This window comes from Psychroflexus sp. MES1-P1E (assembly GCF_002836055.1).
In the GTDB taxonomy this organism is placed as follows: Bacteria; Bacteroidota; Bacteroidia; order Flavobacteriales; family Flavobacteriaceae; genus Psychroflexus.
On the sequence record NZ_PJBS01000091.1, the window covers coordinates 1 to 20,828 of the forward strand.

At 34.0% G+C, this 20,828-nt stretch carries 15 protein-coding genes, 1 tRNA gene and 1 pseudogene; 4 read left to right on the forward strand and 13 right to left on the reverse strand.

All coding sequences use genetic code 11. The features are described from left to right. Positions 1 to 82 precede the first annotated feature (82 nt). Positions 83 to 1,213, reverse strand: a complete 1,131-nt coding sequence (gene xerA / locus CXF67_RS01840; RefSeq protein WP_102087196.1) for a site-specific tyrosine recombinase/integron integrase — start codon at positions 1,211 to 1,213, stop codon at positions 83 to 85. 93 nt (positions 1,214 to 1,306) lie between these two features. Between xerA and CXF67_RS01845 the strand changes: the two genes are divergently transcribed. Both CXF67_RS01845 and CXF67_RS01855 read left to right on the forward strand, forming a co-directional pair. Further along, a complete protein-coding gene (locus tag CXF67_RS01845; RefSeq protein WP_102087197.1) occupies positions 1,307 to 1,696 on the forward strand; it encodes a hypothetical protein in 390 nt (129 codons plus the stop codon). 580 nt (positions 1,697 to 2,276) lie between these two features. Next, positions 2,277 to 3,282 (forward strand): annotated as a pseudogene (locus tag CXF67_RS01855) (IS30 family transposase). Positions 3,283 to 3,666: 384 nt separating this feature from the next. Here the strand turns inward: CXF67_RS01855 and CXF67_RS01860 are convergent. The 5 genes from CXF67_RS01860 to CXF67_RS01880 form a co-directional block, all read right to left on the reverse strand. Beyond that, on the reverse strand, positions 3,667 to 4,014 hold the full coding sequence (locus CXF67_RS01860) for a hypothetical protein (protein ID WP_102087200.1): 348 nt from the start codon (positions 4,012 to 4,014) through the stop codon (positions 3,667 to 3,669). 3 nt (positions 4,015 to 4,017) lie between these two features. Next, positions 4,018 to 4,320 carry a helix-turn-helix domain-containing protein gene (locus CXF67_RS01865; RefSeq protein WP_257984547.1) on the reverse strand — a complete coding sequence of 101 codons (303 nt, stop codon included), beginning with the start codon at positions 4,318 to 4,320 and terminating at the stop codon, positions 4,018 to 4,020. Positions 4,321 to 4,405: 85 nt separating this feature from the next. Then, on the reverse strand, positions 4,406 to 5,329 hold the full coding sequence (locus tag CXF67_RS01870) for a hypothetical protein (protein ID WP_102087201.1): 924 nt from the start codon (positions 5,327 to 5,329) through the stop codon (positions 4,406 to 4,408). Between the two features lie 93 nt (positions 5,330 to 5,422). Further along, positions 5,423 to 6,643 (reverse strand): site-specific integrase, encoded by a 1,221-nt coding sequence (locus CXF67_RS01875; protein ID WP_102087202.1) that lies wholly within the window; start codon positions 6,641 to 6,643, stop codon positions 5,423 to 5,425. Positions 6,644 to 6,904: 261 nt separating this feature from the next. Continuing rightward, positions 6,905 to 6,989, reverse strand: a tRNA-Ser gene (locus tag CXF67_RS01880). A 481-nt stretch (positions 6,990 to 7,470) separates the two neighbouring features. Between CXF67_RS01880 and CXF67_RS01885 the strand changes: the two genes are divergently transcribed. Then, on the forward strand, positions 7,471 to 8,484 hold the full coding sequence (locus tag CXF67_RS01885; RefSeq protein ID WP_102087211.1) for a M28 family metallopeptidase: 1,014 nt from the start codon (positions 7,471 to 7,473) through the stop codon (positions 8,482 to 8,484). 313 nt (positions 8,485 to 8,797) lie between these two features. Here CXF67_RS01885 and CXF67_RS01890 read toward each other — a convergent pair whose 3' ends face one another. The 3 genes from CXF67_RS01890 to CXF67_RS01900 are packed head-to-tail and all read right to left on the reverse strand — an operon-like array spanning position 8,798 to position 12,408. After that, positions 8,798 to 9,415, reverse strand: a complete 618-nt coding sequence (locus tag CXF67_RS01890) for an L-threonylcarbamoyladenylate synthase (protein ID WP_102087203.1) — start codon at positions 9,413 to 9,415, stop codon at positions 8,798 to 8,800. A gap of 41 nt (positions 9,416 to 9,456) precedes the next feature. Continuing rightward, positions 9,457 to 10,089, reverse strand: a complete 633-nt coding sequence (locus CXF67_RS01895) for a potassium channel family protein (protein ID WP_102087204.1) — start codon at positions 10,087 to 10,089, stop codon at positions 9,457 to 9,459. Continuing rightward, on the reverse strand, positions 10,090 to 12,408 hold the full coding sequence (locus tag CXF67_RS01900; RefSeq protein ID WP_102087205.1) for an ATP-dependent helicase: 2,319 nt from the start codon (positions 12,406 to 12,408) through the stop codon (positions 10,090 to 10,092). It abuts the gene before it with no gap. A 138-nt stretch (positions 12,409 to 12,546) separates the two neighbouring features. On the opposite strand from CXF67_RS01900, the gene CXF67_RS01905 reads away from it, so the two are divergent. Next, on the forward strand, positions 12,547 to 13,071 hold the full coding sequence (locus CXF67_RS01905) for a DUF7935 family protein (protein WP_102087206.1): 525 nt from the start codon (positions 12,547 to 12,549) through the stop codon (positions 13,069 to 13,071). Here the strand turns inward: CXF67_RS01905 and CXF67_RS01910 are convergent. From CXF67_RS01910 to CXF67_RS01925, 4 genes are all read right to left on the reverse strand, one after another. After that, positions 13,068 to 15,146: a M1 family metallopeptidase gene (locus CXF67_RS01910; protein WP_102087207.1), complete on the reverse strand. Its 2,079-nt coding sequence runs from the start codon at positions 15,144 to 15,146 to the stop codon at positions 13,068 to 13,070. The genes CXF67_RS01905 and CXF67_RS01910 overlap by 4 nt on opposite strands. Positions 15,147 to 15,227: 81 nt before the next feature. Further along, positions 15,228 to 16,802 carry a SusD/RagB family nutrient-binding outer membrane lipoprotein gene (locus tag CXF67_RS01915; RefSeq protein WP_102087208.1) on the reverse strand — a complete coding sequence of 525 codons (1,575 nt, stop codon included), beginning with the start codon at positions 16,800 to 16,802 and terminating at the stop codon, positions 15,228 to 15,230. A 6-nt stretch (positions 16,803 to 16,808) separates the two neighbouring features. Next, on the reverse strand, positions 16,809 to 20,024 hold the full coding sequence (locus CXF67_RS01920; RefSeq protein ID WP_102087209.1) for a SusC/RagA family TonB-linked outer membrane protein: 3,216 nt from the start codon (positions 20,022 to 20,024) through the stop codon (positions 16,809 to 16,811). A gap of 264 nt (positions 20,025 to 20,288) precedes the next feature. Next, positions 20,289 to 20,690, reverse strand: coding sequence for a hypothetical protein (locus CXF67_RS01925; protein WP_257984548.1), 402 nt, complete (start codon positions 20,688 to 20,690; stop codon positions 20,289 to 20,291). Positions 20,691 to 20,828 lie beyond the last annotated feature (138 nt).

A 20,828-nucleotide genomic window follows, 5' to 3' on the forward strand; every position in this document is an offset into this window, starting at 1 on the left:
AATAGTATATAGAACATATGTTCTATATACCTCCAATATAGGATATATATAACATTATGTTCTATATATCTTTTATATAATTCTAAAAATCAAGAGGATTTTTTATTTTTCTAAATGTTGTTGTAGCAACATGTGTATAAATCTCAGTGGTCTTGCTAGAGCTATGACCCAATAATACTTGAATTTGTCTTAAGTCTACACCAGCCTCTAATAAGTGTGTGGCAAAGCTATGGCGAAGCATATGAGGTGTTACAGTAATTTTGATGCCTGCTTTTTCTGCCGCCTTGACAACTATTTTTCCAATACTTTGCCCAGAATATTGCTTACCATACATCCCCTCAACAATATAATTTTCAGGTTTATATTGTTTGTAGTATGACCTCAAATCCTCTAGCAAAGAATGTGATAGCAGTGTATAACGATCTTTATTGCCTTTAGCAGCTTCTATACGTATTAACATTCTTTTACTATCAATATCTGTAATTTTTAAATTTACTAATTCATTTCTGCGTATTCCAGAAGAATATAAAAGACTAACAATACACTTGTGTTTTAAGTTGTTTGTATTCGCAATTACGCTGAGTACATCTTCTTTGGAAAGAACTTTAGGTAATTTCTTTTCTTTTCTAGGTCTTTCTATTTCGTAAAATCTATTTGGCATACCCAGGACAGATTCAAAATAAAACTTGATACTGTTGATGGCAGAATTTATATATGAATTGGATCTATCTTCCTGAACTAATTTTAAAATATACTTTCTAACATCACTTTCATTAATAGCAACTAAATCTTTAGAAATGTAATAGTTAATGAATGTTTCGAACGAAGTAACATATGTTTTCACGGTGTTATTGGCATATTTTCTCAATTCTAATTTATCTAAATAGCTGGTAGGACACACACGGTAGTTAGTCGGTAGTTGTCTTTTTCTGAACCAAGTAATATCTATAGGTTCGTTAGTTTCTCTTACAGTACTTTTATCGAAAAAGTAATTGCAATTAACCCAAACAACTCCATTAAATATTTTGAATATTTGATCAAGATTTTTGCTAGTGTTCAAAATATAGGCCATGTTAAAGCTGTTGCTCCATTTTACATCTGGTAATTGTTTAACCAGCGCATGAATAACTTTATCCGTATTAAATTGTAGACCTATAAAGCGCTTTTCTTTGATTAAAAGGTGTTTCAATGTTACACTCCTACCATTTTCCATACTTTTTTTAACCAAAATAAAAGATATAAATGATTTAACCGTATCTTAAACGAATAACGTTCGCATAGACAATCACTTAATATTTTTTTTGAAATGAGAATACAACAAAATTGTAAGTATTGCAACAAAGCACTTCAAGGTAGAACAGATAAAAAATATTGTAACCTGCATTGCAAAAGTGCATACCAATACCAACTAGCTAAAGAACAACCGGAACGATTTTATAATATTGTAGATAATCAGTTGAAACTTAATCGTAAAATATTAAAGGAATTCAACAAAGGTGGTAAAGTAACGGTAAGGGCGGCACGAATTAATGAATTGGGATTTGACGCTAATTTTTTTACACATTTTTGGAAAAATAATAAAGGGGAAGTTTATTTATTTGTTTATGAATATGGTTTTCTAAAAATAAAAGAACAGACTAAAAAAAAATATGTTCTGGTACTCTGGCAAGAGTACATGAATAAATCCAAAATTTAATTTGATAAATTTCACAACTTTAAAAGGGTAAAGCACTATAGAATTAATCTAGTTTAGTTGTTAAACTAGTTCCACCACATTCCTCTACATTTTGCGAAGAGCTATATTGCGAGAAAAGAGTTTCACTACAACATCTTGAACCCTACCGCAAAAAAAGCGACAGCGTTCGCCAAGCAAAAAGATTACCACAACCTTTTTTGTACAAAGTTTAAAATTCTGCCCGAGACAAACTGCATAATCGTTCGCTCACTCACTTTTATAAGTTCTTACTCGTTTACAATTTTAGCGTCGGTTACCGAAAAGGTAACGGCGATGGCGCTAAGAGAAGTAAGTGATTGAAATTGAAGCTAATTTTTATCATTTTGCTACAAATAAAATCGGTAATTATATAGCAACATAGCATTCCACACTAAATGAAAAAGAAAACGCTCAAGTTATAATAAGTAGGTGATTTTAAAAGAAATAGTTTATCAAAAACTATCAAAGCTAACCATCTAATATGAATATAAGAATTTCATTAATTAAATGATTGTCAATTATTTATAAATCTAAGTTCAAGTAATATTTATATCCGTCTTGCATGAAAAAATACAAACACTTACGCCTTAAGCAAAGGTATCAAATTCAGTCTCTATTAGATATGGGGTTGTCACAAACTAAAATAGCAGATTACCTAGGAGTTAATAGGAGTACCATATCTCGTGAACTCAAGCGTAATCTGCCAAAGCGAGGTAGAACAGCTGGATGTTATATCGGAGAACACGCTCAACGAAAGACAGACCACTTTCATGTGAGTAAGCTGAAGTCTTTTGTGTTGACAGAAGATATGAAAAAGCATCAAAGGGCTCATGATTCATGAGAAATGGAGTCTGGAACTGGTAGCCAAGCGATTGGCGAAAGATTCCGAACAATGTGTGAGTCATGAGACTATATATAAATGGATATGGATGGCAAAGCATAGTAACCACAAAGATCACCTAGAATATAAAAAGCTCTATAAACACCTACGCCACACTGGACGCAGACAGAAGCGCAACAATATAAAAGACAGTCGTGGTGCTATAGCAGGAAGAATCGGTATAGATGAACGTCCAAAGGTTGTAGAGAGTCGCTCTCGTATTGGAGACATCGAAGTAGACTTAATGATGGGAAGTAATCATAAATCTGCCCCATTAGTAATGACTGATAGGACAACTTTGATAACGATGATTGAAAAGCTCAAAAGTAAAAATGCAGATGAAGTATATGAAAAAATGAACCAGAGACTTACCAACTTTAACACATCATGGATCAAGACCATCACATTTGATAGCGGAAAAGAATTTGCCTACCATCATAAAATCGCAAAAGATTTAACTGTAAAGACTTATTTTACAAGACCATATACATCTCAGGACAAGGGAACCGTAGAAAACAGAATAGGGGTTATCAGAAGGTTTTTTCCTAAGAAAACAGATCTTAGAGTTGTGTCAACCAAAAGAATAAAAGAAGTTGAAAGATTACTAAATTACTGACCTATTAGAAAATTTAATTACAATAACCCAATTAAAGTCTTAAACAATAAAGTTGTTGCACTTATGGGTTGAATTCAGCAAATTTTAGAATACTCTAAGTAGTTATTTTCAGAGACAAATATTATTTCTTAAAATAATTATCATTTCTGAAAATAAACATTGTCCCTGAAAATAATTATTTCTCTAAATAAAGAACAACAAGTTTACTAATCAGTATTTATTCACAATTTAGTATTAGAACAATTAGGACTGCTTACAATTGCAAGGTCTCTAAACGTTTGTAGGCTGACTCAACTTTCATTTTTATCGTCCATATCACGGCTTTGATAATATACATAACCAATGCTTAATATTACTACTGCTGAAAGTATGATAATGGCATTTAAGTTTTTTAAGTTCATATTCTCATTGATTAATGAGGCATGATTAGTTGTCTTATCGGCCAAGACATGTAGACTAGGATCTATTATTTTGTAGGATTTTGACATTAGATTCTGTAAAGATTAATATATAGTTATAAACACGATACCCTCTATCGGTTCCATTTTTGTACATGCCATTATAAACTTCAAAATTATAGCCTTTGCCTCTCAAAAATTCTTTATGAACGGTATGTTTGTTTTTACCTTTCATAATGTCCTTTAAAATTTTAAGGTTTTCGCTCAATGGCTTATCCATAGAAGCTTTTTCTTCTCTTAATTTATTGGCCTTCATGTTATGGTAATCTATTCTATTCTTAGAATTCGCAAATCGTTGATTTTTACGTTTTGGTTCAAACTCTTCACAGGTAAAAGGATCTTTCATAGGTTAGAGGTTTACAGAATTTTCTTTAAGAATTGAATCGATTTTTTTCTTTTCGTATAGAAAGATCTCTCCCAACTTAGTGTAGGGCAACAGACCAGTTTCCCTGTACTTGATTATCGTATTGCTGGAAAGTCCGAATAATTTTTTTAAGTCACTGTTTCTATAATACTTTGATTCTGAACTCAAAGAATTACTATTTTTAATTGTAGAGTCTAAGTGATCCAATTTTTTAATAATCGGGTCAAGCAAATACTTAATTGTATTGACTGTGGGTATTTTCATTTCCTCTGAACTATAAGCTGTCATATATAATATTTTTAATGTTTATATACCGCTAAGTTGAGAATAACTGTCTATAAAAGAGAAGAATAGGAGCGAATTCGGAGCGAATTTAGTCCTTGAGATTATCTTTTCTGGTCTGGAGTTTTGAAATTAATTTATCAATGAAATCTTTATGTTCTTTTACATCTGGACTTAGGTTAGAACAAACTTCAGAATACTCTCTTCTAAAGGTTTTAATAGCTGATCTTTCTTTTTTAAGATTTTTAAACGTAAAGTTATCTTCAACAAATCTTTTCATTTCGAGCCTGTTTGCGGCATCATCCTTTTCATCAAAAACTAAATAGTTTTCTTCCAATAAGATTCTAAAAAAATGTGCCACCTTTTTTTTGCTTAAATTTAAATGTCCCAGACGATGCTTCTTCTCCTTGACGGTAGACTCTTCCCAATCTCCAAGATCTATGCTTTTGAAATCTATGTACTCAGCATCATTTGAAATTTCATAAATATACCCATGCAAATCCTTAAGCGCATCTTTATAGGTGTTTAAAGCATATAACAGTAAACCTTTTTCGAAATCCTGTTCAGTTTTAAGATTGTTTATTTTTTTTGAAAAAAAATTCAGATAGTTTACCAAATCAGGGTTTTGTTCTAATGCTAACTTGTTGTCCTCTTTGTAGGTCTTAAATAGCTCACTATTAGAAGTTGGTTCTTTGCTATGGCCGTTCACCGTTGAGATTTTTTGGGTATATGATTCAAAAAATTCGATTGAATTAAGTTCATAGTTTTCTATTTGACTTAGCTTTTTAGATATCCAATTTTTCAGGTATTCGAGGTATTCAGCCTGCTTAAGTCCATGCTTTAAGTATTTTGCCAGCAATTGCATTATTATGGTTATCTTAACCTTATAGAAATGATCATTAATTTCATTTACCCAAGTATCGTTAAATTTGAATGCTTTAAAATTTTCATCATACGATATAATAAATTTTAAAAGTCGAGTTATCTCTAGATCTAGTTGATACTTATAATTCATAATTAAGGCTTTTAATTACAAATATAAGCCAGACAAAATAGAGATTGTAACAGTTTAATAACTAATGCAATTTTTGTTAAATTCTAAGATTTATTACTTATAAATATCTTTTATTTTGCCCATATCATCATTTACACTAGAGTCCAATACTTTTGCATAGTGTTGTGTTTGTTGAATATTAGAATGACCCATCATAGCTGATACATTTTCCATCCTGATTCCATTACCAAGAGTAACCGTTGTAGCAAATGTGTGTCTTGCTGTATACCATGTCAGTTTTTTATGAATTCCGCAAACATCAGCTATTTCCTTTAGGTATGCATTCATTTTCTGGTTAGATAGCTTCGGAATCAGCCCCTTTTGTAAATCCTGGTATTTTTTAATTATCCTGAGCGTTGTTGGAAGTACTGGTACATTTGCTCTAATTCCTGTTTTCACCCTATCAGTTACTATCCAGTAATCACCTTCATTATTCTGTATGAGATTTTTTCTGGTCAATGATTGCTCATCAATAGGAGCATAACCTGTATAGCAACTAAAAAGAAAAATGTCTCTCACTCTCTGTAATCTGACAATATCAAAGGATTTTTCTTCAATTCTTAACAGCTCGGCCTTTGTAAGAAAGACAGCGTCTTTTACTTTCAATTTTCCATCATATTTTGAAAATGGATTCTTAGTAATTATATCTAGTTTAATTCCGTAATTACACACTGTCTTGAAATTTTTAAAATACTTCACAACTGAATTATTTTTAATTCCAACCTTCCCCTTATAAACACTCTCATATTTTAGGTAAGATTCAAGATTATAAATAAATGCGCCTTTTACTGAGTCTATAGATATATTATCCTTACCGTATTCCTTCTTAATAAAATCTTCAATAAGAGTTTTGGATCTCTTGTATTTCTGTAAAGATGCGGAAGAACGCTCTCCAGCATCTACTTTTCTTTCGAATGATTTGTTATGTTTTTCAAAAATATCTAATAGCCCTACTTCTTTCTTTTTTTTCTTTGGTTTCCCAGTGATATCTTTTCGAATTTCATTTAAATTAACTGCAGAATTTGCTCTTATTAATTCATTTATTTTTCTTTCAAAGCTTAGGTTTAAGCTATCGAGAGACGCTTTTATGACCTTTTCTTTCTCAAGCTTCAATGGATTTCTCAGGTTATTGGTGAAGCTCCAGCGACTGGGTGTAATACTTTGTTTAGTACTCATGGTTATTGTCTGACGCTGAAATTGAATTTTCGCGTAGATTGGACATTCGCCATTCTTCTTAGCCTTATCAGACTTAATAAAATAGATGATTTGTAGCATTTTTCTGTTTTTAAATTAGAGCAAAACTGATTTAAAAACATCTTGAATCCCAGTAATAGTAGCGAATTCGGAGCGAATCCTCAAAATCTAGTTACCCTATTTTAGGGAATCGAACCCAAAATTACAATAGGGTAACTCATAGGGTAACTAAACTTTGATATTCTATGTGCCTTTTGAAATTGTCGAAAAATGAAAAACCCTTTAAAGACTGACTTTAAAGGGTTTTTTGATTGTTTAAGTTTCTTTTGAAACTTGAATCTGCGGAGAAAGAGGGATTCGAACCCCCGGAGGTGTGACCCTCAACAGTTTTCAAGACTGCCGCATTCGACCGCTCTGCCATTTCTCCAGTCAATAAATAAAAAAAGAGTGCTAGTCTTTTTAATACTGCCGCTCCCGAATCTTCGGTACGACCGCTCTGCCATTTCTCCAAAGGTCTAAAAAATTCAACATCCCAATTACTAAATGACTGTCTTTAATTTAAATTCCTTTACAAGATTTCTTTAGCGATTGCAAATATAGTAAGCTTTTTGATTTATCAAAACTATTCTAACTCGAATTATGAAATTTTTTCTCTTTGATATTTCAAAAGTAGAATTCCGTACTTTTTTTGATTTTGAAGTATATCTAATACCACATTAAATTTATAATATAATGTGAACAAATTGAATTGTTTTTGATCGATCGAAGTGAAAATAATTAGCAAAGCCTTAGTTGTGGTTCTTATATTTGATAAAAACGAGCTGAAAAGAAACGATTTATTGCGGCATTATATGTTTAATTTGGTGCAAAAGCACGAAACTCTTATTTTAGCATTAAATAACGAACCCATGAGAAAAATAATAGTACCATTATTCTTAGCGATAAGCTTAGTAGGATGTAAAACACAAATGAAAGATGTGACTAAAGTTGATCCAAATCAATTTTCAAAAACCATCACATCTTCAGAATTAAGTGATTACCTGTATACCTTTAGTTCAGATGATTTTCAAGGAAGGGACACAGGCGAGCCCGGTCAAAAGAAAGCTGCCGAATATCTAAAGGATTATTATAAAAGCCTAAATATCCAAGGAGGCTCTTTTGAGGAGGAAGACTCTTATTTCCAAACCATTCCTTCAGCCTATTTTAACGACAAGTTTAAAGCTAGTGAGAATGTAATTTCTATTATTAAAGGAAGCGAATTACCAGAAGAATATCTTGTGATTACTTCACATTATGACCACATAGGAATGAAAGATGGGGAAATTTATAATGGCGCAGATGACGATGGTTCAGGAACTGTAGCTATCATGGAAATTGCTGAAGCTTTTCAAAAAGCGGTTTCCGAAGGGTATAGACCTAAGCGTTCAATTATATTTCTTCATGTGACAGCAGAAGAAAAAGGCCTATTGGGGTCTAAGTACTACTCTGAAAATCCAATTTATCCTTTAGAAAATACTGTTGCCAATCTTAATATTGATATGATTGGAAGAATTGATGAAGCCCATCAAGACGATCCTAACTATGTCTACCTTATAGGAAGCGATAAATTAAGCACAGACTTACATGAAATTTCTGAAAAGGCTAACGCTACCTATACTGATCTAAATTTAGATTATACCTATAACGATGAGAACGATCCTAACCGTTTCTACTACAGAAGTGATCATTATAACTTTGCTAAATTTGATATCCCAATCATCTTTTATTTTAACGGTGTTCACGAAGACTACCACCAGCCCACGGATACTCCAGAAAAAATAGAATATGACCTTTTAGAAAAAAGAGCTAGACTTGTATTTTTTACGGCTTGGGAAATCGCCAATAGAGACGAAAGACCTTTTGTAGATAAACCGACCCTATAGTAAAATATAAGCTTTAAATCAAAAGCGGGGCCTCTGAAGATGTTCCGCTTTTGCTTTTTAATCAATTTGCATTTTAAATGTCAAAAAAGAAACGATTTATGGCGACACTATAGGTTTAATACCAATTTGGTTATTAAATGTTGTATTATAAATTTGAAATATACTACGACGTAGCTCAGCATAGGTTATTTACTTAGTTGAGGAAAAAAATATAAGCATAGCACTAGTTACGGTTCTATTTTACGACGATTACTAAGTGAAAAAGAAACTGATTTTATACGACATTTAGATGCTGATTTGGTCTAACTTGATACTAAATATCTGCTGACCCTTTACCCTGTCTGATCAGCTTTGGTTCGGGTTCTGTTAAATCAAATACTGTAGAGGCAACATTGTCCCCAAAGCCTCCATCGATGACAACGTCGACCAGTTTGCCCCATTTTTCTGCAATAAGCTCTGGATCAGTAGTGTATTCTATAACATCATCTTCATCCCTTATGGAAGAAGAAATAATTGGGTTTCCTAGATGTTGGACCAAAAGTTGGGCGATTTTATTATTAGGAACTCTTATACCAACGGTTTTCTTTTTCTTGAAGACAGAAGGCAATTTGTTATTTCCCGGAAGGATAAAAGTGTAGGGACCAGGTAAGTTCCGTTTTAATATTTTGAAGGTTGTCGAGTCTAGTTGTGCAACATATTCAGATAGATTGCTTAAATCTTGGCACACAAATGAAAAGTTTGCTTTTTCGAGTTTAACCCCCTTTATTCTAGCTATTTTTTCAAGTGCTTTTGTATTATTGATGTCACAACCAAGCCCGTAAACAGTATCTGTAGGATAGATCACTAAACCACCTTTTTTTAAAATCTTAACGATGCGTTTTAATTCTTTTTCTGAAGGATTCTCCTCGTAAATTCTAATGAGTTCTGCCATGGTCTTAAAATATAAAATACTAGTTTAAATTTACAAAAAAATTAATCAAGAGATGATTTCCTCTTGATGGTATTCACTCTATCCGTTATATAGGATACGATAGCGCCGAAGATGGCAATACCATTCAAAATCAATATACTTGCCGTTAGTTTTCCAAGATTGGTGACAGGATAATAATCACCATACCCAACAGTAGTTATTGTGATATAACTCCACCAAAGAGCATCTTCAGCAGTTTTAATATTACCTACATCTTTTTCTAAGTATAAGACCAATGTTGAGCTTAAAACCAAGATAACCGTAGAAACAAAAATAATGAAACCGTATAGACTTGCTTTTTTATGAGTTATCACAAATTTATAAAGGAGGTGAAAGGATTTCATAATCCTAAAGATCCTAAAGATCCTTAATACCCTTATATATCTAAATTCTGAAACAATGGGAATAGAGGATAACAGGTCTAACCACCCATAAGTGAAGAAATAGCGCCACCTCTTTTTTCGTTTCCTCAATTGACTGAAAAAATCGTACAAGAAGACTGCACACAAACCAAAATCATAGTAATTAATAAGCTTATTAATTTCAGAATCTTGTGGGATAAAATAGCTTATGGAGAGAAGTAGTATACTAAATATAGAGAGTAAAGCAATAATAAGGTTTGAGACTGAGAGCATCTAAGAGAGTATTTTCAATTTTGCAAATTTCAAAATTAGATTTTTCACACCTCCATTTTCAAACTTAATCTCTGCTTTCTTATCCATGCCCACTCCTTCCACATTTAAGACCTCTCCTTTACCAAATCGAGTATGCTCTACCATTTGCCCTGCATCCAACTGCATAGGTTTTGCTTTTTGGGTAGGAGTAGACTCTCCTTCTGGTTTAATTTTTCTAAGTCGTTTTAGTTGCTGTTCAGTTGGTTTATGACTTGGAGGAGGGGTCCCGTTTTCGGGTTTAGTTTGCCTTAACTTGGATTTATCTACTTCGTCAAATATATCTTTATCAATAAGAGGTTTATATCTATAATCGTCTTTTGGAACCATATAGTCTAGATACTTCTCATCGATTTCTTCAATAAACCGACTTGGTTCTGCATCGATCAATTTACCCCAGCGGTATCTTGAAAGCACATAGGTGAGGTAAGCTTCTTTTTCTGCTCTAGTCAATGCTACATAAAACAATCGTCGCTCTTCTTCAAGTTCAGATCTAGTACTCATGCTCATCGCAGAAGGGAATAGGTCTTCCTCAAGGCCTACGATGTATACGTAAGGAAACTCAAGTCCTTTGGCCAAGTGAATCGTCATCAAAGCAACGCGATCTTCATCGGCTGTTTCTTTGTCTAATGATGTAGCTAAAGCGATATCTTCCAAAAATTCTGTAAGTGATCCATCGGCATTCACCAGTTCTTTTTGGCCTTCTACAAAATCGCTAATACCATTAAGTAGTTCTTCAATATTCTCTATTCTAGCAATTCCTTCTGGGGTACCATCTTTTTTAAACTCTTGGAGAAGTCCTGTCTTTTTGGATACAATTTCTGTGATTTGAAAAGCATTCAAGGAGTCATTCTGAACTTTAAAACTTTTAATCATAATAACAAAGTTCACCAATTTAGTTTTAGTGCCTTTATTAATACTTAAGTCGAGTTTATTTATATTTTCGATAATTTCAAAAATCGTCCTTTTATAATGATTGGCCGCCAGTGTCAGTTTGTCAATTGTGGTCTGTCCTATACCTCTTGAGGGATTATTAATGACTCTTTTTAAAGCTTCTTCATCTTTAGGATTTACAATCAACCTTAAATAAGCTAGAATATCTTTGACTTCTTTTCTCTGATAAAAGGATAGACCGCCAAAAATACGGTAGGGAATGTCCTTGCGTCTCAGGGCATCCTCAATAGATCTACTCTGGGCATTTGTACGGTATAATACAGCAAATTCTCCGTTTTTAGCACCTTCTTGCATGCGCTTTTCCGTAATTGAGTTAGCAACAAACCGGCCTTCTTCAGCATCATTCACCAGCCGATTTACATGAATTTTAGAACCCTCAAGGTTTTCCGTCCATACCACTTTGTCGAGCTTGGTTTTGTTTTTTTCAATAATGGAATTGGCAGCATCAACGATATTTTTAGTAGACCTATAGTTTTGCTCTAGTCTAAAAGATTTTACATCGCTATAATCTTTTTGGAAATTTAAAATATTATTGATGTTGGCTCCACGGAAGCCATAGATACTTTGTGCATCGTCTCCCACCACACATATATTTTGATACCTATCACTTAAAGCTTTTACGATTAGATATTGAGAGTGATTTGTATCTTGATACTCGTCTACTAAGATGTATTTAAATTTTTGTTGGTACTTAGCCAATACCTCGGGAAACCGAGTGAGAAGCTCATTGGTTCTCAACAATAAATCATCAAAATCCATAGCTCCAGATTTGAAACAACGATCTACATATTCTTGATAGATTTCTCCTAGTCTAGGTCGCTTAGCCATTGCATCTGCTTCTTGTAACTCAGGGTTTTTTAAATAGGCATTCACCGTGATCAAACTGTTCTTAAAAGAAGAGATTCTCGATAAGATTTGTTTGTATTTATAGATGTCCTTATCAAGATTTTTTTCTTTAATAATAGACCTTATCAATTGTTGGGAATCGTTGGAATCGTATATCGTAAAGTTGGAAGGAAAACCGAGTTTATCCCCTTCAAACCTTAATATTTTAGCAAATACGGAGTGAAAAGTTCCCATCCATAAATTTTTGGCTTCTGCTCCAACAATTTTAGATATTCTATTCTTCATCTCCTTAGCTGCCTTGTTGGTAAATGTTAAGGAGAGGATATTAAAAGAGTCTACACCCTCACTCATCAAATAAGCAATTCTATAGGTCAACACTCTTGTTTTGCCAGAACCTGCTCCCGCGATCACAATCATTGGTCCATCCTTCTGTAAAACAGCTTCGCGTTGAGCCTCATTAAGTTGTTTAATATAATCTTGCAAGATTCTAATTTTAAGTCATGTGGTTATTCGTTCAAAATTAATCAATTTACACCCAATCTTTAAGTCTTCCAGTTTTTAATTTATAGTCTAAAAAGGTAAAGTTGATCATAATATCTATATTTGAATCAAAATTAAGCAATGCAGTCAGCTTCAGAACTTTTAGGCTATTTATCTTATTTAATACCATCGATAATAGTAGGGTTGATATCCTTTTATTTCTTTAAAACCTTTGTAGATCATCAAAAGGAAATGCACTATATGGAGCTTAGAAAAGAGAATAGGAGTGAAGTCTTACCTCTCAGATTACAAGCCTTTGAACGATTGGTTTTGTTTCTTGAACGCATTTCACCTGGTCAATTGCTTTCTCGGATAAAACCTGTTGGAGAAAATAAATATGATTATGAAACCTTACTTATATCATCAATAGAACAAGAGTTTGAGCATAATTTGGTTCAGCAAGTTTATGTCAGTCAAAAATGTTGGGATGCTATTAAGGCTTCCAAAAATTCGACTATTTCTTTAATCCGAAAAACAGCTATGAGTGATAAAATCACTTCTGCTCAAAAATTAAGAGAAGTTGTGTTAACAGAGTTATTCGAAAGATCTTCACCTAGTGATACAGGTATTGCTTTTTTAAAAAATGAAATCCGGCAATTGTTTTAATATCGATTATTGAAAAAGGTCTTTTCTCGGATACTAAAATTTTGAGCTAGTTTATTAAGGGCTTTAGAATGTTTTTCAGAGTTCATTAAGGTATCCATAAGTTCTCTGCAGAATTTTTTGAATTGCCACACAGGATGAAAAACACCTTCCATTAAATCCTTATAATTTTCTTTTGAGAAGGTATCAATTTGGTATAAATATCCAAAAGCATTCTCTCTCACTTGGTACGGATAGCCTGCTTGAGTATGCTCGCTTAACTCACCATAAACAGAAGGCTTTTTATCAGGCTGATAATCTGGTGTAGCTAAGTTGAGAGTAAGCCAAAGAAGGTTTATATTTTTATTTTGAAAACCAACAGAAGCTTTTGTGGCCTCCAAATAGATATGTCTATCTTCAGGGAAGGCTCTCCAGAGGTTAAATAATGCTTTTTCCATAGTAGCATAAGAATCATCCTTAAGCAAGCTTTCGTAGTCTGCTTTAAGTTCTGAGGGAATAGAGGTTAAAGAATTTGCAATGGCTTGCCTCACATATAGATTATTGGTTTCAAATGCCTTCTTATAGAGTGGAATCGAGAGGTCAAAGTCTCCACCATTAAGCTGATGTACAGCTTCCTGTCCCAAGTAATCATTTACGGGGAAATCAAGAGCATCACTAATTCTATCTGTTTTAAGACTCAGCCGGGTTTCTCTAAAAGCAGCCAGTTTTAAGTAGCTTTGAATAAACTTCTGCTTTTTTAAAAGCATTAAGGTTTCTTTAGACTGAAATGCTTTTTGGTTAAGCCATCGCTCTTTAAAATTAGTGAGAGGTTGACCGTAATGAAACTCAACTTCAGTCATAAAATCTTCTGTGGTGACGTTTTTATAAGCATATTTATTTAAATAACTTTCAATAGCTTTTTGAAACACAGCCTCCCCAACAGTGTTTTTTAGAATAATAAGCGCCCAAGCTCCTTTTTCGTAGTAAGTCAAAGAGCTTCCCCCGACGCTTACGAGTACTTGTCCTTGTCCAGAATCACTTTTAGCTTTAAGTTCTTCTGCGGTTTTAAAAAGTTTAAAATAATAATACTCCTCTCCAAATATTTCCTTTTCTACCTCTAAAGCATAATAGGTGGCAAAGCCTTCATGAAGCCAATGGTGTTTAGATGAAGTTTCAGTCACTAAATTACCAAACCACTGGTGCGCCAATTCGTGCGCCTGGACGTTTACAAAACTCCTGTCATTTGCTCCAATACTATCCACGACAAATTCTTCAGAGAAGGTATTGAGTGTTGTATTTTCCATACCAGCATACAAAAAATCTCGGACAGGGACTTGTTTAAAATTTCGCCAAGGATAATTTATATTGATTTTGTTTTCTAGACTATTAAAAATTTTAACATGGTCTCGATACGTATAACTCATTTTATCCAGGTGTCTGGTTTCAAGATAGACTTGTAGTGGAATGCCTTTTTCACTTTTTGCAGACGTTCGCCTGAAGTCTCCCATTACAAAACCTACTAAGTAGCTACTCATCGGTTTTTGCATTTCATAGTGCCAAGATTTATGGTTCAATCTAGACCTTGTCTTGTTTAGGTTGCCATTAGCAATCACTTCATAATTTTCAGGAGCCTCGTAAGTAATACTAAAGATCACTTTATCATTCATATCATCAAGACTCGGCAACCAGTGGGAAGTGTATTTGCCTTGTCCTTGGGTCCAGACTTGAGAGGGATAGGCTTTTAAAGTTGAATTGAAACCCACAAAGTAAAGCGCTTGTTTAGGCTCGCATTTATATGAAAAAGTAGCCGAATAGCTTTTATCTTTTTTAAAATTACTGGTCATCCAAATTTTATCGTCTGTAGTAACAATCTTAAGAGTATTTGATTCTGAAGGTTTAATGCGCATATCGACGGCGTCTAGATAAACAGAATCTACATCTTTTAGGATCTTAAAACTGACTTCTACCTGTCCCTTTACTTCAAAATTGATGGTATCGATGGTCACGGTAGCATTAAGTTCCAAAAAGTCAACCTTTTCAGTTTGTTGCCCGAAGAGTAGAGAAGAGGATAGAAGTAAGAATACTATAATTTTAATCATTTTACAAAGTTAGGGTTTTGCCACAAAAAAAGCTGCTAGATTTCTCTAGCAGCTTTCGTAAATAGTATAATAAATGAATGTTTAATTCACATCCCAAAATAATGGACTTGTGATCACATCTCCACCTAAAGCTTGAGCTGCAGCAGCTCTGTTAGCTTCATTTAAGGTTTGAAGAATTTGAGGATATCTTAAACGCTGTGGCATTTCATCGATATCAACTCTTGGTACGAAAACATAAGTTGGATCTGCATTGGTTAAAGCAGCAAACTGATTCTGATCTAAAGTAATTGTTTCACCTGGAACAACAATTAAGTTAGGGAATCCTGTTCTTCTATATTCAGCCCAAGCTTCGTGTGCTTGCATGTATAAAGCAACGTATTTTTGATTTAATACATTTGCCTCATTTGCAGCAGGAAGATTAGATATAAAAACTGAAATATCAGCAGCATCTACACCCCATTTTTCCATAGAAGAAGCTACACCTTCTTCATATTCTGCTTGTGAGAAACCATTTCTCTCTGAAATAATAAATTGAACTTCTGCATATTCCATCAAGACTTCGCCATAATCAGGCTTCAACACATTACTACTTGGAAAACTGTATGTAGAAAATGGTAATTGTTGAGTTAATGGAAAAGCATAAGGAAGACCTTGATAATCATCTGGATCTGTACTTTCAGTATAATCATCAGCTTGTATATCTTGGATACCTACTATACTTGGTGCAGCCATTTTAAATAATCTTGGATCTTCACCAAAAGCATTATCATTACCCTTTAGGATATCAACGAATGTATTAGTTACTCCAAAATCAGTTCTTCCAATAAATGATTGCCAAAATGGTGAAGCTGTAGCATCCTCAGTAGAATATGCTTGTACAGCATTATCAGCATTAGAAGTCATGACACCAGAGGTGATCGCTGCATCAATTGCAGAATTTGCTGCTGCGGCATCTGTATTTCTCAATCTATTAGCAACTCTAAGAATTAACGAATTAGCAAACTTTTTCCATTTTGTAGCATCTCCATCAAAAATATTATCACCAGCCGTAAAGACAGGTTCTGAAGTTACTAATTGGTTTGAAGCTTCTCTTAATTCTTTCAATAAATCCTGATAAATCAATTCTTGATCTGCAAAAACAGGAGAAAGAAACTCATCAACTTGCAAACCTTGAAAAGTTGGATTATCAGAGCCGTAAGAATAATAAGGAACATCTCCAAAAGTATCAGTTAATGTATGGAAAACATAGACTAACATTATTCTAGCAGCAGCAATTTGATTTTCATTATTACCAAAGGCAGCTTGAGTGGGCCTTGTCTCTTCATTAGTATTTAATTCTATAACAGCTTTTAAATCTGTTGCAACTCTATATGAGTTTGTATAAATACTTTCTGCTGTAGTTTCTCTGTATAAGAACCTATCTTCATCAGCATAACTAGTTTGTCCCCAATATTGCAACCAAGGAAGTGTAAGCCTTCCTGTGTTAAAGGCATCTCTCATGAAGTCTGTGTATTCTACGGTTGCACTATTAAAAACAGTGTAGGCAGGAACGACTTCAGGACTATTTGTATTCACATTGTAATTCTCTAAGCCATCGTCACATGAGCTTACGAAAAACAATGCAATCGCTAGTGTTGTTAAAAATGTATATTTCATAATTTCTTAAAATTTAAGTTGTAGGTTAAGACCATAAGATAAGGTTGATGGTAATGAGCCACCTTCTGAACCTTGTACGTTACCACTACCACCAGTAGCGATTTCTGGATCAAAGTTTTCATTATCTAGTCCCCAAACTGCTAGGTTTCTTCCAAAAGCTGATAATTGAACATCTTGAACAAAACCTCCGAACCACTCTTTATTGAATGTGTAAGTAAGATTAAGTTCTCTTAATTTAACATAATCAGCATCAAAAACATTCTGGTTATCATTCCCAAAGAAATGATCTTGTCCTTCTTGTTGAGCAGATATAACAGTAGTATTCGTTGCTGTATTGGTTACAGTATAGCTGCCGTCATCGTTAAAAGTGACATCACCAGTTACGCCTGACAAGACAACACCTTCTTCTCTAATGTTTCCTCTAGCGGTCTGCTCTAATATACCAGAATAGTTACCCCAGATGTTAGTTAAGGATCTAAATTTACCACCCTGCTGGATATCGATAAGTGCACTTAGTCTAAAGTTTTTGTAAGAAATAGAATTTCTTATACCCATATTGAAATCTGGTAAAATACTACCTAGATTTTCAACATCTTGAGTTTCTAAATAGCTACCACCTGCACTAATAACTTTGTTGCCTAGGTCATCAAAAACATAGTTGGTACCTCTTATCTGTCCATACGCCTCTCCAACTACAGCGTTTAAACTAACACCATTGAAAGGAAAACGAGCAAGCTGTAAAGATTCTACACCGTCAATCAGAGATAATAATTTATTTCTGTTTCTAGCAAAATTCACAGTCACATCCCAAGAAAAATCTTCTGTCTCTATAGGTCTTACGTTCACTAAAAGCTCTATACCTTTATTTTCCAGTTCACCTGCATTTACTGTAGTTCCAGTATATCCAGTACCTGGATCTACGCTCACAGGAGTAATTAAATCCTCTGTTCTTTCATTATAATAGGTGAAATCAAAACTAATTCTATTTTTTAAGAATCCCATTTCTAGACCAATTTCCCAAGTTTTCTTTTGTTCAGGGAGTAGGTTAGGATTAAGTTTATTCCCAGGTTGGCTAAATGTTGGATTACCCAAGAAATTTAAATTATTAGGATTACTATATACTGTTCTTAAATTATTTGGATCTGTACCACCACCAACTTGTGCATAACCTCCTCTTAATTTACCAAAGTTTAACCAATCAAATTCTACTAGTTCAGAAAATACCAAACTCGAGCTTACAGAGGGATAGAGGTAAGAATTATTATCTGCTGGTAATGAAGAATCCCAGTCATTTCTAACACTCGCATTCAAGTATAAAAAATTGTCATAGCCCACAGAAGCTGTAGCAAACACACTATTTACTCTTAAACTAGAATCATCATCACTAACAGTTGACTGGTTAGCTGAATTTCCAAGATTAAAAAGACCATTTACAATTAGGCCTCCTTGCGTTTCACCACTCAACGTTGAAATTCTAACATCTCGTCTATTTAAACCTCCTACAGCATTCAAGGTAAGTTTATTATCTAAAAATTTCTTGTTGTAAGACAATCTACCTTCGTAATTGAATTCTTTGTAGTTAGTATTGAATTGAGAATAGAATGATTGTGCTTGTGAACCATTAACTCTTCTTTGATTAATTTCTGCTCCATAAGTGTCACCGTAAGCATTTACTTCTGCACTTAAATCATCCGTAATTTGGTAATTAGCAAAAATCTTTCCATAAAATCTGTTTCTTTCATCTTGCGCCGTGTTGTTATTGATAATCCAATATGGATTATCTGTATAACGAGGAGTTGGATTATCAAAAGCGACCCTGTTCCAAGTTCTTTGCTGACCAGACGGGGTCACATATTTTTTCAAACGCTCTGAGTCAAGTTGAGTCTGTCCAAATTGATAAAACTGTAGGATAACACTGTTTCCAGAATATCCTGTAGAAGGTCTATTGAAACCGCTAGTTCTTGTATAATTAAAGTTAGAGCCTACTTTTAATTTATCTCCGACTTTAGTTGTTCCATTAAAATTAACCGTAGTCTTATCTAAATTTGAATTAGGGACTACGCCTTCTGCTTGGATATTGGAAATAGATGCTCTATACTGACTATTATCATCTCCATTAGAAAAGGACACACTATTGTTAAGTGTTACACCTGTTCTAAAGAAATCCTCTTGGTCATTTTCAGGATAAACCCAAGGTCTTGGATTTAAGAAATCGTCTGCAAATTCAGGATCAAATGCATCCCAATGTAATACGCTTGTATTAGGATCATATTGTGGCCCCCAAGATTCATCGGTCGCATAATCTACAAGTTGATAGTCAGTTCCGCCGATAGTTTGACTATTAAAACTTCCGGGTCCAAGTGTATTAGGGTTTCCTGCACCACCACCATATTTTTTCTGAACATTAGGAGTGACATTTACAGATTCAAAAGAAAGACCTGAATTTACAACAACTTGCCCTTTTCCTTTCTTTCCAGATTTAGTAGTAATCAAGATGACACCATTAATGGCTCTGTTTCCGTACAAAGCTGCTGCTGGTCCACCTTTAAGAACTTGCATATTTTCAATATCATCTGGATTAATGTCAGAGCCTGTGTCACCAAAGTCACGGCCTCCACCACCTGTAGAAGTACCTCCGGGGTTGAAGTTATCGTTTGCTAGCGGAACACCATCAATAACATATAATGGTCTATTTTCCTGAGTTACAGAACCAATACCCCTAATCAATATTCTTGTTGATCCACCAAGATTAGCGGAAGAATTTGAAATTTGAACACCAGCGACTCTTCCACTTAAGGAATTAATAGCGTTAGAGCTTCTTGTTACGGTTAAATCTTCACCAGCAACTTGTTGTGTAGAATATCCTAAGGATTTTTTCTCTCTGGTAATCCCTAAAGCAGTTATAACCACCTCATCGAGTTGACCAGTATCATTCTTTAAGGTTACTTCAAAAGAAGATTGACTTCCTACAGTCACTTTCTGTTCTTTCATTCCTAAATAGGAAAACACCAAAACAGCACCTTGTTCAACTTCGATAGAGAAATTTCCATCAAAGTCGGTCTGTGTACCATTACTCGTTCCATCTTCGATTACGTTTACTCCTGGTAGAGGTAAACCACTGTTGTCTACAACAGTTCCAGTTACTTCTTGACTTTGCGCAAAACCTACATGTGAGATTAAAGCGAAAAGGAATAAGAAGATCCAATTTACATTTTGTTTCATTTGTTAATAATTTTTTATTAGTTAGAATTAGCCAAGTGCTAAACTAGCTGTTAATAGAACACTTAACAAATGCCTAACGTTAAATTTACACAATTTCACAAAATTAAATGCAAATCTTTATTTATTGCTTTGTGAGTTAGGGACTTAAACTCTTATCTAAATACGGACCAATCTAGTTCTAAAGAAAAAACATTGGAATATAAGGCAAGGCTTTGGTCACCAATATCGGTAAGGGCGTAGTCAATTTGAATACCCTAATACGGATCAATCTAGTTCTAAAGAAAAAACATTGGAATATAAGGCAAGGCTTCGGTCTCGAATATAGGTAAGGGCGTAGTCAATTTGGATTCCTTTATACCGAAATCCTACTCCAAAATTGGGCTGAAAGCCAATATTGGTTCCCTTACCACCAAGGGATTCAAGGTTTTGAAAATTACCGACGCCCCCTCTTAAGTACACTAATTTGATATAGTCAACTTCAAAACCAAAAGCGGGGGTAGCACTCATCGTCCCAGAGGAAATGATATCATTGGTTTCGGCAAAGCGAAAGTCCATATTCAAGGACGTAGTAAGATCAAAATCTCTGTGAATACTGGTGGTTTTAGCAATGCCAAGTTGAAGTTTAGGCAGTTTAATTTCAGTCGCTTCAGGCGTGGTTTGGTCCATCGATGGCCCCTTGGATAGAGGCCAGCTCAGCATTTATTAAACTGTCCTAAAAGTTGAAGCTACACATAGGTATAAATATAAAAATTAGCTAAATATAGTGAGTATTCGCATTATTAGTGAGATTGCATGAATAATGTA

Coding starts and splice junctions, on each gene's coding strand:
- xerA (WP_102087196.1), bottom strand. CDS start 1,213: ATGGAAAATGGTAGGAGTGTAACATTGAAACACCTTTTAATCAAAGAA.
- CXF67_RS01845 (WP_102087197.1), top strand. CDS start 1,307: ATGAGAATACAACAAAATTGTAAGTATTGCAACAAAGCACTTCAAGGT.
- CXF67_RS01860 (WP_102087200.1), bottom strand. CDS start 4,014: ATGAAAGATCCTTTTACCTGTGAAGAGTTTGAACCAAAACGTAAAAAT.
- CXF67_RS01865 (WP_257984547.1), bottom strand. CDS start 4,320: ATGACAGCTTATAGTTCAGAGGAAATGAAAATACCCACAGTCAATACA.
- CXF67_RS01870 (WP_102087201.1), bottom strand. CDS start 5,329: ATGAATTATAAGTATCAACTAGATCTAGAGATAACTCGACTTTTAAAA.
- CXF67_RS01875 (WP_102087202.1), bottom strand. CDS start 6,643: ATGCTACAAATCATCTATTTTATTAAGTCTGATAAGGCTAAGAAGAAT.
- CXF67_RS01885 (WP_102087211.1), top strand. CDS start 7,471: ATGAGAAAAATAATAGTACCATTATTCTTAGCGATAAGCTTAGTAGGA.
- CXF67_RS01890 (WP_102087203.1), bottom strand. CDS start 9,415: ATGGCAGAACTCATTAGAATTTACGAGGAGAATCCTTCAGAAAAAGAA.
- CXF67_RS01895 (WP_102087204.1), bottom strand. CDS start 10,089: ATGCTCTCAGTCTCAAACCTTATTATTGCTTTACTCTCTATATTTAGT.
- CXF67_RS01905 (WP_102087206.1), top strand. CDS start 12,547: ATGCAGTCAGCTTCAGAACTTTTAGGCTATTTATCTTATTTAATACCA.
- CXF67_RS01910 (WP_102087207.1), bottom strand. CDS start 15,146: ATGATTAAAATTATAGTATTCTTACTTCTATCCTCTTCTCTACTCTTC.
- CXF67_RS01915 (WP_102087208.1), bottom strand. CDS start 16,802: ATGAAATATACATTTTTAACAACACTAGCGATTGCATTGTTTTTCGTA.
- CXF67_RS01920 (WP_102087209.1), bottom strand. CDS start 20,024: ATGAAACAAAATGTAAATTGGATCTTCTTATTCCTTTTCGCTTTAATC.
- CXF67_RS01925 (WP_257984548.1), bottom strand. CDS start 20,690: ATGGACCAAACCACGCCTGAAGCGACTGAAATTAAACTGCCTAAACTT.